Below are 15,069 nucleotides of genomic sequence, written 5' to 3' on the forward strand. Positions count from 1 at the left end.
CCCTCGTCCCCTTGTCCCCTTGTCCCCCTTGTCCCCTCGTCCCCTGATGTAGAGACGTTACATGTAACGTCTCTTGGGGTTCGGATTTTTTTATTAATGTCAATTAAACGGACATGATATCACTTAAGACTGAAGATTTAAGTGTTAAGTAAAAAACATACTTGGCGCTATCGCATCGTTAAATAATAGTAGCCCTAAACAAACTGCGCTCAAAAAGCACACATAAAAATTTCTTCTTATTTTGCCCATTATTTTGACACACTGACGATAATTACAGTTAAAACCGTAGAATTGCGACCATTGTATGCTGTATTATTCTTGAATATTTTCTCAATATTTTTTCACACACCGCTGCAATGACCATCCGCAATGCCACTGAAACTGACTTGCCAGCAATTGTAGCCATTTACAATGCAGCAATTCCTAGCCGCATGGCTACCGCTGATTTAGAGCCGGTGTCTGTAGCGAGTCGGCTGACTTGGTTTGGTGAGCGATCGCATAACATCCGACCAATTTGGGTAATAGAAGTAGAAGGTGTAATTGCCGGCTGGCTCAGTTTCCAATCGTTTTATGGACGCCCAGCTTACCATACCACAGCGGAAATTAGTATTTATATTGCCCCTGCATATCATCAGCATGGCTTAGGACAGCAACTTCTAGCACAAGCAATTCATCAAAGTCCTAGTTTGGGTTTAAACACTTTATTAGGTTTGATTTTTGCCCACAATCAACCTAGTTTAAAACTGTTTGAAAAATTCAGTTTTAAACCTTGGGGTTACTTACCTCAAGTCGCACAACTTGATGGTATTGAACGTGATTTAGTGATTATGGGACTGCGAATTAAATAATAGACATCGACCGAATTGAACTATGCATTGCCCCAAACCCTTGTAGAGACGTAGCAGTGCTACGTCTCTACATTGTTTTTTGGAGATGTCTAATGAATATAACTATTTTGTCTTCATGCGATCGCTTGTGCAACGCTAGTAGAGACGTTCCGACGAAACGTCTTTAGGACGGTAGGTAGGTTTTTATTACTGTTAATTAAACGGATATGATATTAAATTTAGAACAAGGCAATTAAAGGATAAATTTTATGTCTACATATAATGAAGTACGTCGTCTAGCCGAAAACCTGACCCCTGATGAACAAATGCGGCTAATTGAGGATTTATCAAAGTCAATTCGTCAAAGAGTTACACTGACACCTAAGCCAAAGCGTAGCATTCTTGAATTGCGCGGGTTGGGTAAAGAAATCTGGAATGGCATTGATGCTCAAGAATATGTCAATCAGGAACGCGACTCATGGAATGGATAGTTCAGTTACAAGGGGCAATTGTAGGCTTGGATACCGCACCGTTGATTTACTTTCTTGAAGAAAACCCTACTTATTTGCAGATAACTGATGCTTTCTTTGAGGCGATGTTTCGCGGTGAGTTTAGGGTTATTACATCTTTAGTTACTATCCCAGAAGTGTTAGTTTATCCTTTGCGACAAGGAAATACAACATTGGCTCAACAATATCGCGACATTCTGTTTAATTCCCAAGGTTTGACTACTATTGAAGTTGTTCCAAATATTGCTGAAACCGCTGCACAACTACGAGCAGATTATAACTTGAAAACGCCCGATGCTATTCAAATGGCTACTGCTATCAATGAAGGTGCTTCGTTTTTCTTAACAAATGATGGGCGGTTGCCGTCTTTACCAGAGCTATCAGTGTTAGTGTTGGATCAATTGATAGTTTGAGTATTTTGGTGAAAGTGTAGGCACTAACCTAAGGCTTGTCATCAAACCGAAGCGCATGTGAGAAATAAAGAGCGATCGCGCAACTTTTTGAATCCACTAAGCAAAAATAACACTATCATCTCTCTCGTAAAAGTATTATTACCAAATCGCTTCCAGATTCAACACAAACCCAGGTAAAATATCTTCCCCAGACAAACTAACAGGAGATTCCAGCACCTCAACTTCTTGCCCAATGCGATAAATCTCCACTTGGCGAGATTTGCGATTTATTAACCAACCTAAACGCGCACCATTATCTCTATATTCTAGCATCTTTTCTTGAGCGTCTCTCAAACTATCACTTTGCGAAAGTAATTCAACGACAAAATCAGGACAAAGTGGTAAAAATCTGGTTTGTTGTTCTTGAGTTAATGCATTCCAGCTTTCTAATTTCACCCAAGAAGCATCGGGAGAACGATTTGCACCATTAGGAAGTTTAAAACCACCAGAAGAATCAAAAACTTTACCTAATTTATTTTGCTCATTCCAAATCCAAACTTGAGCAGTTAATCCAGCGTTACGATTACTCGTTTCTCCTCCAGTGGGTGGCATAATGATTAATTCTCCGGTTGCTCTGCGCTCAAATCTGAGATTTTCATTTACCTGACATAGCTGGAAAAATTGCTCATCTGTTAGTTCAACAATAGGCTTGAGATTGACTGTTAAAGCGTTCATAGTCAGATTTTAGGTGAAAATTAAGGCAAACATATTGCCTGCCATACAATAACTATTCTATTCCTTTCAAGCAGGCATTAACCCTTAAAACCCAAACGCTAAAACATCAAGCATATATTTACTTTTATCACGCCCAACTTCTAAATAAATTTCCAGTAATTCTTCGTAAGCAGTGGTTCCCCCTACAATATTCCAAAACTCATTTCCAATAACAACAGCTTCTTGAAAAGGCGTATATTTTAATGCCAGTGAATGTTTGTAATCAGTTTTTCTGATACCGTAAGGGTTATAAGGCATAGCATAATAGGCTTGTAACTGGGGACGCTTTGCACCCCGCAACAAGTGAAATCTCAACAACCGCTGGGTAACTTCTAAACATTGTCCTTTATTTGGTTTGGGAGATTTAATTGAAAATAAAAATTCTGTGCCGTCATTAGTGAGAATATATAAGTCAGCACGCACTGTTTTTAACTCTAAATCATCTGAACGACGACAGTTCAGCACTGCTGTTATCATTTCTTCTAAAGAAGGTTTAGCTTGTCCTCTATTAACCGCAGATTCATAATATTCTTTCTGACGTTCAGCTTCAGCGAATGCTGCTAAACTTACTTCTGCTTTGATATCATAACTACGGCGTGCATCTTGATAATGTTCCAACGCAATCAAACGAGCGCATTCCTCAAGAGAATTTCCTAATTTCGTGCTTAATCCACGCTCAAATTCATTAATACGTATTATTTCAGGTGGAATCAATGCGGCTTGAAACGGTTTTAATTGTCCCTTCGATGAAGTCCGCAACAAATACTCTACAGCACTATTTGGCTTAATAATTTCACGACCCTTATATGCATCTAGAAGACCTTGAATAAATCCCTCTAAATAACCTTTAATTAATATTCGTGTATTTGCACTAATTGCTGTCATATTTAATCTTAAAAAATTATTTTTAGCAATTCTTTAGCTAGATGGTAAACAACAGGTACTGATACAGCATTACCAAATTGATGCTTTGCAGTTGATTCGTTATTAGCAATCTGAAACCATTCGGGAAAGCCTTGCAATCTAGCGTAATCTTGTGCTAGTAAAGGCTTAAATTTTTTCTTTTGATAAATTTCTGTAATAAATGTTTGTTTATATGCTTCGGGTTCTTGACATTCTATCGAGATTGTGGCTACAAAATCTCTCGTTCCAGTTGCAGTTAAAGTTCCAATAGCATCAGCATGAGGTAAGAAAATTTTAGATACACCGTTAATTCCCGAAGATATTTTAGAGTTGATAAATTCATATCCTTGCCCTTCTAAAAAACGTAAAATTTCTTTATTAACCAAATTATCAATTTCTTCTTCTTGTAAATCAGTAATTAACGTTTCTAATACTTGGAAACTTAATGGATTACCATCTTTCAGTCCGTAAATTTTCTTTCTTCTGTTTTTTAATATAGTTTGACAAATTAACTTTTCTCTTGTACTTATTTCGATTAAGTCCCAAGAATGAATGGTAGTGTGTCCATCCCTGATGTCAGCAAACAAAAAGAAATCATTTAATTCATCTATTTTCTGAAATCTGCCTCTCGAAGCAGGTATTTTGCTATCAAATAAAACCTTTGTGGGAAACTTTTTTTTAATAAAATTAGCTTTTTCTAAACCAAGAACGACATCATACAGCTTAAGCTTTGTGTTTACAGGTTTAGGAAAAGTAAAACCCCAGCAATTTTCTATATCATTTCTAATTCCAACAATAAATATTCTATCTCTATCTTGCGGCAGTCCAAAATCAGAGGAATTTAACACCTGATATTTAATTACATAGCCAGATGCTGTCAAATTATCAATTATATATTGCAGGCTTGGTCTATTTCTGGGTTCTGTTAAACCTTTGACATTTTCAAAAATAAAGGCTTTCGGTTGATTATTTTTTACTACTCTAAAAACATCAAGCCAAAGTTTACCTCTTGGGTCATCTAAACCTTGCATTTTTCCAGCAATAGACCAAGGTTGACAGGGAACTCCACCAACTAATACATCTGTCTCAAAAGCGAGTTTACCCAGCTTTGTAATATCTCCTAAATAAACTTCGTCTGAATTAGGATTAATAAAGTTATTTTGATAAACTTTAATTGCTTCTTTGTCAATTTCTGAGTAACCTAAACATTTTCCTCCTAACTCTTCCAGAGGAATTCTAAATCCACCTATGCCAGCAAAAAAGTCTATAAACGTAAATTTAGATTTGCTACTTATGACATTTCCAGGTTTAAATAATTGAAATAATTCTAGTTGTTGACCATAAATACCTGGTTTCATTTACCTTGCGATCGCTACAATCTACCAAATTGCTTTTAAATTTAACACAAACCCAGGCAGCACGTCTTCCCCAGACAAACTAACAGGAGATTCCAACACCTCAACCTCTTGATCTTGCCGATAAATTTCTACTTGCCGCGATTTACGATTAATTAACCAACCCAAACGCACACCATTATCTATGTATTCCCTCATCTTTTCCTGTGCAACCTTCAAACTATCACTTGGTGAAAGTAACTCAATGACAAAATCAGGACAAATGGGGGGGAACTTTTGTTTTTCCTCTTGAGTTAAAGCATCCCATCGTTTTAACTTTATCCAAGAAGCATCAGGTGAACGATCTGCACCATTAGGCAATTTAAAACAAGTAGAAGAATCAAAAGCAATGCCAGTACCATCGGTATCTGACCAATTAAATAATTGTTGATTTAGTCTACCATTACGATTTCCGGTTTCTCCCCCGGTTGGTGGCATGATAATTAATTCTCCCGTGGCAGTGCGTTCAAACCTCAAGTCACGGTTTGCCTGACATAGATTAAAAAACTGCTCATCTGTCAGTTCCAATACTGATTGAAGGTTGACGGTTAAAGCATTCATGATGATATTCTAGATTGAAAGATTAAGGCAGGAAAGATGCCTGGCGTAAAGACTATTCTATCCCCTTCATCCATTTTTCTGCTTCTAGTGATACCTAACACACACAATACCACTATAGGCAATGCCTATGGTAAGCTACGAAGATCGCACCTCTCCATATTCGCAAAAGCGATCGCTTGTTGTGGAAGAGAGAGCGATCGCTTTACAGAAAATCTCAAAAATAAAGCGTAGACGCGTAGCGGCTTGTCGTCAGACATCGCTTGTGGAAGAGAGGTGCGATCGCATTGTAGAAAACCTCAAAAACAAAGCGATCGCATGTTGTAGAAGAGTGAGTGCGATCGCTTACGCGGACATTAACCGCTGTCTCGCTTCGGGAATTTGACGCCCTAATTCTTCAGCAGTTTGAATCCACTCCTGCATAATAATTTCTACATTTTGCAGTGCTTTTTGATAAGTTTCGCCGTCAGCAGCGCATCCAGGTAACTCTGGAACCTCGGCGATAAACGCTTGGTCTTCTTGACTCCAGTAGAGAATTATTTCATAATGAAGCGTCATCTTGACCTCCTAGCTGGTACTTGAGAATTACTGCACGGACTTGTTTAACTTGATACGCTTTGGCTTGAGAACCTTTAGGTTGAAGATTAAGAATTTATTCTATTCCCTCTTTAGTAAAAATATGGTGACTTCCGCGAATACGTTCATCAAATCCTAAACTGCATAACAGTTGACATAGTTGGGTAAATGGAATATTGGCATCAGATGTACCCAATAAAATTTTAGCCAGAAGCTTGTCTTTTTGACTCACAAATTATAATATCGTTGACTCAATCAAGTATTGATAATAACCGAAAGCGATGTCTACGACGGGCTACGCCTACGCCTTGCAGAAAACCTCAAAAACAAATGCGATCGCTGTTGTGGAAGAGTGAGTGCGATCGCTTTGCAGAAGACCTCAAAAATAAAGCGATCGCTTTATGTATACATTCAATTATCAATTTTGCAAATACGAAATTATCACAGTTTTATAGTCAACATAACTAACAAAATAGAACTATTTTTTTTGGCGTAGTGCTTTCTCAAATCTATCTGCCAAGATGACTGCCATGAGTGGTTCTGCAAAACCTCCAAAGAAAGGAATTGAACGTACCAGAACCAATGATACAAGCGTTGGATCAAGTGACTTATTAAAAACTCCTAAAAGAGCACTCTCTGCTGCTCTACGAGTATATGAGCGGCAGGTGACATTTACATTCTTCATATATACGTCAATCATGCCAGATGCATTATTCACAGAAATTAATTCAAGGTAGACACGATCTCCTGGGTTCAACAATTCAATACTTAGATCAAGTTCATTATTCTGACGTTGCAGTTCGCTTATCTTTCCAAAACCTACTTCTGGCTGAGTTTTCACGCTGTAGTCAACTATCTTTGCACTATTATCCAATCGTATCAAAACTGGATGATTGCTAACTGCTTGATTCCCAGAGTTGAAGACTTCGAGATTGAATAAAAATACGGAGTTTGCACGTTCCCCTGAATATGTAACCTCTAATTGACTGCGAATTGCCTCTGAAAACGAAAGCAATGAAGATGCATCATTGATAACACAATCAACTCGCCTAACCTGATTAGTTTTTTTCCAGATAAATATAGATGCTGCTGCTGTGATCACTGCTCCAACGACAGCACCGATGATTGCAGCAATCGTAGCGTTCTGAGACCAATTCATATATTGCATTACTCCTATATTCTCAGGATTAAATTTTAATATATTTATTTATTATACGAAAAAATTACGTAATAAGAATAATGAGCGGCATCATAAAGACTAGGTAAACAGTTTGCGAATAGCTTTTGCTAACCTGTCTTCTTTTTCTACTGCCGGAAAAGTTTAAATAAATGCAGAAGGCACGGTATAACCGTGCCTCATACCTTATTGGCTATATATAAACCTACTCAATCCCTTCAATCTGGTCTTCAACCTCTTGGTACAACTCGCGCAGACGATCTAAATTATCCTCGCTAGTTTCCCAATAACCTCTGCGTGAGATTTAAAAATTTGGCTCATTTACCTGAAAATTGCTGTAAATTTCAATCATTCAAAAATTCTTCACATTTTCTTCTAAACCAAAGTCATGACTTGCTCATATTCTTCTTTATGGCTTTGCAAAGCATCCCAAAGATCAACTTTTTGCTGAAGATTAAGCCAAAGTCTTGGACCATTTCCTAAAGCTTTACCAAGACGTATTGCTATATCTACTGTAAGTGATCTTTCACCATTAAGAATTTCCTGAATTATTTGATTAGATACTCCTAAAATTTCTGCAAAATTTGCGGTATTAATATCTAAATCATCTAAAATATCTGCAATTACTTCGCCAGGATGTATTGGTCTTACTAATCTCTTATCAGTAATATCTTGCCAATTATCCATAATTAATACTTCTTACTTAATAATTTGGTTAATCTTATTTAGCATTATCTAGCCAATTAATATCATATTAACACAGGACTTAATGATAATCTTCAAGATTGACATCATAAGCATCACCATCTTCAAATTTAAAAGTTATACGCCAGTTTGCTGATACCTTAATTGACCAAGTTCCTTTCCTGTCTCCTTTTAATTCATGCAAATCATAACCCGGTAATCTAACATCTTCTACAATTAACGCTGAATCTATAACTTCAAGTCTGATTATAATTTTCTTTTCTAAGTTTGCAGGAACTCCTTTATTAAAATTTTCTCTAAACAAATTTTCTAATGCTTTATTTTGAAATGTTTGAATCATTTCTATTTCATTTTTTAATTTTATCTCATTGTTAAGGCAGGCTTTATGCCTGCCCATGAATCCTATTCTACGCCTTCAATCCGATCTTCAACCTCTTGGTACAACTCGCGCAACTTGTTCAAGTTCTCTTCGCTAGTCTCCCAATAACCGCGACCATTTACTTCCAATAAAGTTGATACCATCTTGCGGAAAGAGTGCGGATTCAGATTCATCAACCTTTCCTGCATCTCTTTATCCTGAATAAATGTGGTGTTTGTATCCTCATAAATCCAGTTATCAACGGCGCCGGCTGTGGCACTCCAACCCACCGTATTTACCAATCGCTTGGAGAGTTCACGTACACCTTCGTAACCATGCGACAACATCCCCTCATACCACTTCGGATTTAACAATTTGGTACGGCTATCTAAACGCACAGTTTCTGATAATGTCCGGACTTGAGCGTTGGCGGTGGTGGTGTCGGCGATGTATGATGCTGGCATCTTGCCATCATCACGCAGACTTGCTACAAGCTTGGTGGGGTCAGAGTCGAAGTAGTGGGAAACATCGGTCAAGCTAATCTCGGAAGAATCGAGATTTTGGAATGTCGCTTCCGCAGTTTTCAGAGTGCTTTCAAAGATATTCCTCGATTCGTCCATGATACCGGGGTTATCGGAATTGAAGGCGAAAGATTTGCGATTAAGATACATTTCTTGTAACTCGGCTTCGCTGTCCCAGGTGCTGTTTTCCACCGCTAAGTTGATGTTTGACGAGTAGGAACCGGAAGCATTGGAGAAGACGCGAGTTGCGGCTTGACGCAAGTTGATTCCCATGTCCTCAGCTTGTTGCAAAGCATGTTTGCGAACAAAGTTCATCGATGACGGTTCATCCGCTTCAGCCGCCATTTTTACCCCTTGGTCTAACAGATTCATCTGGTTGATGAACAAGTCGCGGAACACTCCCGAACAGTTGATGACAACATCAATTCTCGGTCTTCCCAACTCTTCTAGGGGTATCAATTCCAGCTTGTTCACTCTTCCCAAAGCATCGGGAACCGGACGCACACCAATCATCCACATAATTTGTGCTAGGGATTCACCGTAAGTTTTGATGTTATCGGTTCCCCAAAGGACGCAGGCGATGGTTTCGGGATACCTTCCATCGTTTTCAGACTTATTACGCGCCAGAAGCCTGTCTACCACGACTTTCGCTGATTGGACTGCGGCACTTGTCGGGATAGATTGGGGGTCAAGAGCGTGTATATTTTTACCTGTCGGTAATACATCCGGGTTGCGGATGGGATCACCACCGGGACCGGGTAAAATGTATTCACCTTCTAAACCTTTGAGTAATGCACCTAATTCGTTATCAGCGCAGATTTGCTGCAAACAGAATTCTAGATACTCAAACAACGGTTTAAGTGCTGTTTGATCAACTTTGGAATATCCGGCTTGATGCAATACTTCTACCCAAGGTTCCTTTTTGCCCATGTTGAAGAAATTCAACTTGGAAACGAGGGAAACTCGTCCTTCTGCGTCGATTTGCTCTTTCACAAGAGCGGTAACTGCTTCACGGATTGTTAGGGTGATTTCTTGCAGCAGTTGGACATCTTCTAAAATACCCCGATCGCTTGAGTGATAAATCTCGTCCAAATCCCGTCCAATGCTGTTAGCGATAATTCGGGGCAAACCGACGAGTTCTTCTTCTTGACGATCTAAACTAGCAATGTTGACTAAAGTAGCGATCGCTTCTTCGGCAGTTGGTGGTTTACCAATTACGTGCAATCCACAAGGCAACAACCTCGACTCAATTTCCATCAACTTGCGATACACGCTGCCAACTATATTATCCCGCTCCTCGGCAGTCATATCTTTGGCATCGGTTTCAACAAAAATGATGTCTTTATCCAGGTTCACCAACCGACACTTATCGATAATGCTGTTCACAATGGGAACACCGCGTCCTGTATCTTTCAAGGTTTGGTAAGAAGCAATTAACTCGCTTAATTCTTTCAAACCTTTGTATAAACCAGCATTTTCCGCAGGTGGGGTTAGGTAGGAAATTGTTGATGCATAACTGCGACGTTTGGCAATTGTTGCTTCACTAGGGTTATTGGCTGCGTAATAATACAGATTGGGAATCATGCCAATCAGGTTATCTGGATAACATTCTCCAGACATCCCCATTTGTTTACCAGGCATGAATTCCAAGGAACCATGCGTCCCGAAGTGCAGTACAGCATCTGCTCCCCAAATTTGCTCTAAGTATGTGTAGTATGCAGCGAAACCATGATGCGGACTTGCCGAACGTGAAAATAATAACCGCATCGGGTCGCCTTCGTAACCAAATGTTGGCTGCACACCGATAAAAACGTTACCAAATTGCTTACCATAAATTAGCAGATTTTGTCCATCGCTGTTGAGATGTCCGGGAGGTGGTCCCCAATTTTCTTCTAAACGGTGAGAATAAGGTGTCAGTGCTTCGTATTCCTGCACCGACATTTTATAGGCGATGTTCAATTCTGGGCTGCTATACTGCGCTTGGGCATCGTGAATGACTTCTATCATCAACGCTTGGGCTGATTCTGGCAATTCTGGTAAGTCATAGCCATTATTTTTCAGCGCTATCATCACTTCATAGATGGAACCGAATACATCTAAATAAGCTGCGGTTCCGACGTTTCCTTTATCTGGGGGAAAGCTGAAAACGGTGATGGCGACTTTTTTGTGTAACTTTGGTTTGCGGCGGAGATTTGCCCATCTTAAAGCACGTTGAGCGATCGCTTCAATTCGATCTTGGAGTGCGATCGCTTTTCCTGTTGTTCCATCTCTGCCTGATAAAATTATCGGCTCAATTGCCCCATCTAACTCAGGAATCGCAATTTGCAACGCGACTTGAATCGGATGTAACCCCAAATCGCTATCTTGCCATTCTTCAGTAGTTTGAAACACCAAAGGCAACGCTACCATGTAAGGACGATTCAAACGCTTCAACGTCTCAATCGCTTTCGGATGGTCTTGTCTTGCTGGTCCACCCACCAAAGCGAAACCAGTCAGCGATACCACAGCATCCACCAACGATGTTTTGGAAGTCGATTCCAAAAAATACGCTTCCACAGGTTTAGAAAAGTCCAAACCACCCGCAAATACCGGAATAACTTTTGCGCCGAGTGATTCCAATTCCTGCACCATTGCCACATAATGGGCATCATCACCGGTTACAAGGTGCGTGCGTTGCAGTACTAGTCCGACACACGGAGCTAAGGGATCTTTCAAATCTGCGGAAATATCCTTGCGAGCCGTATACCAATTGAGGTATTCTTTTACATCCTCAAACATCGTCGGTGCTAAGGGATGCCAAATTCCCATATCCGGATAAACCACCGGTGGCTGATATTCTAGAGACGCGAAATTTCGGGTCTCTACACCTTTTAATACATATTTCTCAGTTAGCATCAGCAAGAAGTTTTCCAGGTTTTCTGAAGAACCACCTAGCCAATACTGAAAACTGAGCATGAAATTTCGCGCATCCTGTGCTTTTTCCATTGGCAGGAACTTGAGCACTTGGGGCAGCGTTCGCAACAGCTTCAGCATTCCATCTTGGAATCCTGCGCCGGATTTCTCCTTGCGTTTTCGCATGAATTGTGCTATAACGCTTTTCGATTGTCCCAACTGTGCTAGGGAGAAGCTGCCCATTTTACTTAGGCGCATTACTTCCGGCATAGATGGGAAAACCACTGAAACATCCAGCTTATCTCGATGTGGTTCGACTGCTGCGACAACTTTCTGGGCTAAATCTTCTATAAAAATTAATGAGGCAATGAAGATATTCGCAGTCTCGATTTCCCGCTTGAACTCCTGGTAATTCTCTGGATCTCGAAGTTCTTCAATTAAGTACCCGCTGATTTCAATTGCCACATTGGGATGTTGCGCGTTAATCGTGCGAACGGCTTGTGACAATGCGCTTTGGTACTGGGACTCAAGCACGACATAGACCACCTTGATTAAATTACGTCCGCGTAAATTATCTGGCGCAATATGTCTAATGGTGGACTTGACGTGGGTGAACATGCTTATGAAGCTCCTTTAATGCGTGTTCTCATGGCGGAAGTTTTCACAGCAAATTATGCTCGTGGTAAACTTCTTCTCTTTATGGATATGAGTTGTTTTTATCAGAAAACGCTTCCTAGGTGGGAGTTTTGTGGCTTATCTGACACAAATCGATATATAAAACGAAAGATTTTTTAAAAAATATTGACAAATGTAAAAGTATTTACTCAGATGTTGTAACGAAAATTTTACATTACAAAAAGTTTCAGGTGGGTTACAGGTGACAATTGTTTTTCTCTGGTTGGGTGTTAATTAATTGGCAAACTTGGGAAGTATATCAAGAGGGGTATAAAAGGTGATATGGAATCCGGTTTTACTCCTTACACTCAAACATAGAGATAATATGATTGAAAACAACTTTGTAAATACTTCATTTTCCTTAATTTAAAAATTAAAATTAGCGCAAAATAAAAAGTTTGTGCTTCTTTTAGTTGGACGTACAGGAGTTGGTAAATCCAGTACTGTAAATTCATTAATGGGTGAGAAAATAGCTAAAGTTGGAGACGATGAAGCAACAACAGTGGAAGTTAAAGCATACGACAGAAAAATAAATGATGTCAATTTTACTGTATTTGATACGCCAGGATTATGTGATGATTTTGAATAAGAAGGAAATGATGAAAAATAAAATATTTGCAACTGATGCAATCCCAAGTGAAAGAAATTGACTCAATGTGGTTCGTCAGTCGTCTTGATGAAACAAGGGTTACAGCCGACGAGAAGAGAGGTATAAAAATAATTTCAGAAGCTTTTACACCTAAAGTTTGGGAACACTCCGTGATTATTTTTACTTATGCCAACTCTGTAGGAAAGGAAAGATACAAAGAAGCACTGGAAAAAAGAACTGAACTGATTAGAAAAGAAATTTCAAAGTATGCAAACGCTGAAATAGCAAATAATATTCCATCTGTCGCTGTAGATAATACAAGCAAAACGACACCGGATGGTGAGGAGTGGTTGGGAGAACTTTATACAACAGTTTTTGTTAGGATGTCTAAACGAGGTCTTTTACCTTTTTTAATAGCTACGGCTGATAGCGTCAAACCTCCAGGAAATAAATCAAAAACAGATAAACAAAGTTCTGATAATACGGAAGAACCTTCTCGGCGTTTTTACGTGGATTATTCAGGTAGTACAAAAGAAGTTAAAAAAGACCAAAAGCCAGAAATTAATCTAAATAATACACAGAAGAAAGTAATTAAAAAAAAGATTATTGATGCTGGAATTATTCCGACTTTAGCATTAGGAGGAGCAGCAATTGGAAGTGCATTGGGTCCAGTTGGTGCAGCAATTGGAGGTGCGGTTGGTGCTGCTGTAGGGTTAATAGCTTGGCTGTTTGGCTAATGAGGTTTCAGTAAGGATGATTGCCTAATTGTAAGTATTGATTATGAAAACCAAGTAATTTATTATAAATCAATACAGTTCAGTTAAGGTTTTTGGTACTGATTTTAGACCTGTAGAGACGCGAAATACGAAGTCTCTACGCTTGTATTTTGGGCTTAAATGAACTGCGATCGCTTGCCTAAATCAGACCATCCTTGATAAGCAAACAGGATAAAAATGAAGTATAAAATTTCTCGTCATGCACAGACAGAGATGGAGCGAAGAAATATATCTCAATCTTTAGTTGAATCTGTTCTTAATGCTCCTGGGCAAATAGTCTCAGAAAAGGAAGGCAGAAAAATCTACCAGTCAAAAATTGACTTTGGTAGTGGGAAAACATTCTTGTTGCGCGTTATCTTAGTAGATGATATTGACCCAGCAGTTGTAATAACCGTATATAAAACTAGTAAAATTGAAAAATACTGGAGATAAATATGAAAATTAACTATGACCCAGAAGTAGATATCTTAAGAATTATATTGAGTGATGTGCCCATAGAAGATAGTGATGAAGAAAAGCCAGGGGTAATTTTAGATTACGACGAAGATGGAAATATTATCGGGCTAGAAATATTAGACGCCTCCAAAAGAATCGATAATCCACGTTCCCTAGAGTATTCGATTTCTACATAATAGAGGTTGGAGATTATTATACCAATTTGAAAAAAGTGCATTTATGCATGGGGTTCCCCACACCCCAATACTGCTCGGTTAAGCTTACAAACGCGAAAAATCGTAGGTTGGGTTGAGGAACGAAACCCAACGTTCATAAGGTTTTGTTGGGTTCCGCAAAGCCTCCACCCAACCTACAATTATCCTTAACCGAGCAGTATTGCCCCACACCCTACCCCCTACACCCTTTTCATTACCTCTGTAACTTAGGAACGAATTAGGTAATACTTGCCTCTTGACTAATAACCCCTAATTCTTCACCATTAACTCATGAGTCAAGTAGATATTCTCATCCTCTCAAATAGTCCTGGGGAGGTAACAACCTGGGTACGTCCAGTGGTGCAAGCTCTGCGGCAACAATTGGGAAGCGATCGCTCTGTTGTCCGAATTTCTGTAATATTATCACCATGCCCAAATGCTACTGGTAAAGAAGCAGCGATCGCTCGTTCTTATCCAGAAGTAGATAGAGTGCAGTCAGCAGAACATTTTTGGCAGTTTTTGCTGTGGGGAAAGACTTTTGAAAGTTGGGATTGGAGAAGTCACGGTGTAGTACTTTTCCTCGGTGGAGATCAATTTTTCCCGGTGGTAATTGGCAAAAAGCTGAATTATCGCACTGTTGTTTACGCCGAATGGGAAGCTAGATGGCATAGTTTAATTGACCGATTCGCGGTCATGAAACCTGAAGTTGCTAACCGCGTTTCTCAGAAATATGCTGATAAATTTACCGTTGTCGGTGATTTGATGGTGGAAGCGCAGCAAGAGGAGGGGGAGA

The 15,069-nt window shown here is 39.4% G+C and carries 18 protein-coding genes and 1 pseudogene; 10 read left to right on the forward strand and 9 right to left on the reverse strand.

The genetic code is table 11. From position 1 onward, the window contains the following. Nucleotides 1–356: 356 nt before the first annotated feature. The 3 genes from OGM63_RS10685 to OGM63_RS10695 all read left to right on the forward strand — a co-directional run bounded on the left by OGM63_RS10685 (nt 357) and on the right by OGM63_RS10695 (nt 1,749). Complete coding sequence (locus OGM63_RS10685; protein WP_263745512.1) at nt 357–848, forward strand: GNAT family N-acetyltransferase; 492 nt, start codon at nt 357–359, stop codon at nt 846–848. Nucleotides 849–1,096: 248 nt separating this feature from the next. After that, nucleotides 1,097–1,318, forward strand: coding sequence for a hypothetical protein (locus tag OGM63_RS10690; protein WP_263745513.1), 222 nt, complete (start codon nt 1,097–1,099; stop codon nt 1,316–1,318). Beyond that, nucleotides 1,306–1,749, forward strand: a complete 444-nt coding sequence (locus OGM63_RS10695; RefSeq protein WP_263745514.1) for a type II toxin-antitoxin system VapC family toxin — start codon at nt 1,306–1,308, stop codon at nt 1,747–1,749. Before OGM63_RS10690 ends, OGM63_RS10695 begins: the two co-directional genes overlap by 13 nt. 138 nt (nt 1,750–1,887) lie before the next feature. Here the strand turns inward: OGM63_RS10695 and OGM63_RS10700 are convergent, their stop codons facing one another. The 4 genes from OGM63_RS10700 to OGM63_RS10715 all read right to left on the reverse strand — a co-directional run bounded on the left by OGM63_RS10700 (nt 1,888) and on the right by OGM63_RS10715 (nt 5,360). Next, nucleotides 1,888–2,463 carry a Uma2 family endonuclease gene (locus OGM63_RS10700; RefSeq protein ID WP_263745515.1) on the reverse strand — a complete coding sequence of 192 codons (576 nt, stop codon included), beginning with the start codon at nt 2,461–2,463 and terminating at the stop codon, nt 1,888–1,890. An 84-nt stretch (nt 2,464–2,547) separates the two neighbouring features. Continuing rightward, a complete protein-coding gene (locus tag OGM63_RS10705; protein WP_263745516.1) occupies nt 2,548–3,387 on the reverse strand; it encodes a TdeIII family type II restriction endonuclease in 840 nt (279 codons plus the stop codon). Between the two features lie 8 nt (nt 3,388–3,395). Then, on the reverse strand, nt 3,396–4,763 hold the full coding sequence (locus OGM63_RS10710; RefSeq protein WP_263745517.1) for a DNA cytosine methyltransferase: 1,368 nt from the start codon (nt 4,761–4,763) through the stop codon (nt 3,396–3,398). A gap of 21 nt (nt 4,764–4,784) precedes the next feature. Then, nucleotides 4,785–5,360, reverse strand: coding sequence for a Uma2 family endonuclease (locus OGM63_RS10715; RefSeq protein WP_263745518.1), 576 nt, complete (start codon nt 5,358–5,360; stop codon nt 4,785–4,787). 127 nt (nt 5,361–5,487) lie between these two features. Here OGM63_RS10715 and OGM63_RS10720 point away from each other — a divergent pair, with 127 nt between their 5' ends. Then, nucleotides 5,488–5,742 carry a hypothetical protein gene (locus OGM63_RS10720; protein ID WP_263745519.1) on the forward strand — a complete coding sequence of 85 codons (255 nt, stop codon included), beginning with the start codon at nt 5,488–5,490 and terminating at the stop codon, nt 5,740–5,742. Here the strand turns inward: OGM63_RS10720 and OGM63_RS10725 are convergent. Then, nucleotides 5,703–5,915, reverse strand: coding sequence for a type II toxin-antitoxin system HicB family antitoxin (locus OGM63_RS10725; RefSeq protein ID WP_263745520.1), 213 nt, complete (start codon nt 5,913–5,915; stop codon nt 5,703–5,705). The genes OGM63_RS10720 and OGM63_RS10725 overlap by 40 nt on opposite strands. Nucleotides 5,916–6,179: 264 nt before the next feature. Here OGM63_RS10725 and OGM63_RS10730 point away from each other — a divergent pair, with 264 nt between their 5' ends. Beyond that, the gene (locus tag OGM63_RS10730; protein ID WP_263745521.1) at nt 6,180–6,401 is read left to right on the forward strand and encodes a hypothetical protein; all 222 of its coding nucleotides are present in this window, start codon (nt 6,180–6,182) and stop codon (nt 6,399–6,401) included. 10 nt (nt 6,402–6,411) lie between these two features. Here OGM63_RS10730 and OGM63_RS10735 read toward each other — a convergent pair whose 3' ends face one another. From OGM63_RS10735 to OGM63_RS10750, 4 genes are all read right to left on the reverse strand, one after another. Further along, on the reverse strand, nt 6,412–7,092 hold the full coding sequence (locus OGM63_RS10735; RefSeq protein ID WP_263745522.1) for a hypothetical protein: 681 nt from the start codon (nt 7,090–7,092) through the stop codon (nt 6,412–6,414). A gap of 393 nt (nt 7,093–7,485) precedes the next feature. Then, on the reverse strand, nt 7,486–7,797 hold the full coding sequence (locus OGM63_RS10740) for a HigA family addiction module antitoxin (RefSeq protein ID WP_263745523.1): 312 nt from the start codon (nt 7,795–7,797) through the stop codon (nt 7,486–7,488). Nucleotides 7,798–7,876: 79 nt separating this feature from the next. After that, nucleotides 7,877–8,212 carry a type II toxin-antitoxin system RelE/ParE family toxin gene (locus OGM63_RS10745; protein WP_263745524.1) on the reverse strand — a complete coding sequence of 112 codons (336 nt, stop codon included), beginning with the start codon at nt 8,210–8,212 and terminating at the stop codon, nt 7,877–7,879. Between the two features lie 5 nt (nt 8,213–8,217). Further along, nucleotides 8,218–12,204: a magnesium chelatase subunit H gene (locus tag OGM63_RS10750; RefSeq protein WP_263745525.1), complete on the reverse strand. Its 3,987-nt coding sequence runs from the start codon at nt 12,202–12,204 to the stop codon at nt 8,218–8,220. Between the two features lie 457 nt (nt 12,205–12,661). On the opposite strand from OGM63_RS10750, the gene OGM63_RS10755 reads away from it, so the two are divergent. The 5 genes and pseudogenes from OGM63_RS10755 to OGM63_RS10775 form a co-directional block, all read left to right on the forward strand. After that, on the forward strand, nt 12,662–12,850 hold the full coding sequence (locus OGM63_RS10755; RefSeq protein WP_263745526.1) for a GTPase: 189 nt from the start codon (nt 12,662–12,664) through the stop codon (nt 12,848–12,850). 47 nt (nt 12,851–12,897) lie between these two features. Beyond that, nucleotides 12,898–13,587 (forward strand): P-loop NTPase family protein, encoded by a 690-nt coding sequence (locus OGM63_RS10760; protein ID WP_263745527.1) that lies wholly within the window; start codon nt 12,898–12,900, stop codon nt 13,585–13,587. A 216-nt stretch (nt 13,588–13,803) separates the two neighbouring features. Further along, a complete protein-coding gene (locus OGM63_RS10765; RefSeq protein WP_263745528.1) occupies nt 13,804–14,058 on the forward strand; it encodes a DUF4258 domain-containing protein in 255 nt (84 codons plus the stop codon). A 2-nt stretch (nt 14,059–14,060) separates the two neighbouring features. After that, on the forward strand, nt 14,061–14,258 hold the full coding sequence (locus OGM63_RS10770; RefSeq protein ID WP_263745530.1) for a DUF2283 domain-containing protein: 198 nt from the start codon (nt 14,061–14,063) through the stop codon (nt 14,256–14,258). Nucleotides 14,259–14,567: 309 nt separating this feature from the next. Continuing rightward, nucleotides 14,568–15,069 (forward strand): annotated as a pseudogene (locus OGM63_RS10775) (lipid-A-disaccharide synthase); the annotation flags it as partial.

The sequence above is a fragment of the Plectonema radiosum NIES-515 genome (assembly GCF_025753815.1).
Classification (GTDB): domain Bacteria; phylum Cyanobacteriota; class Cyanobacteriia; order Cyanobacteriales; family Nostocaceae; genus Hassallia; species Hassallia radiosum_A.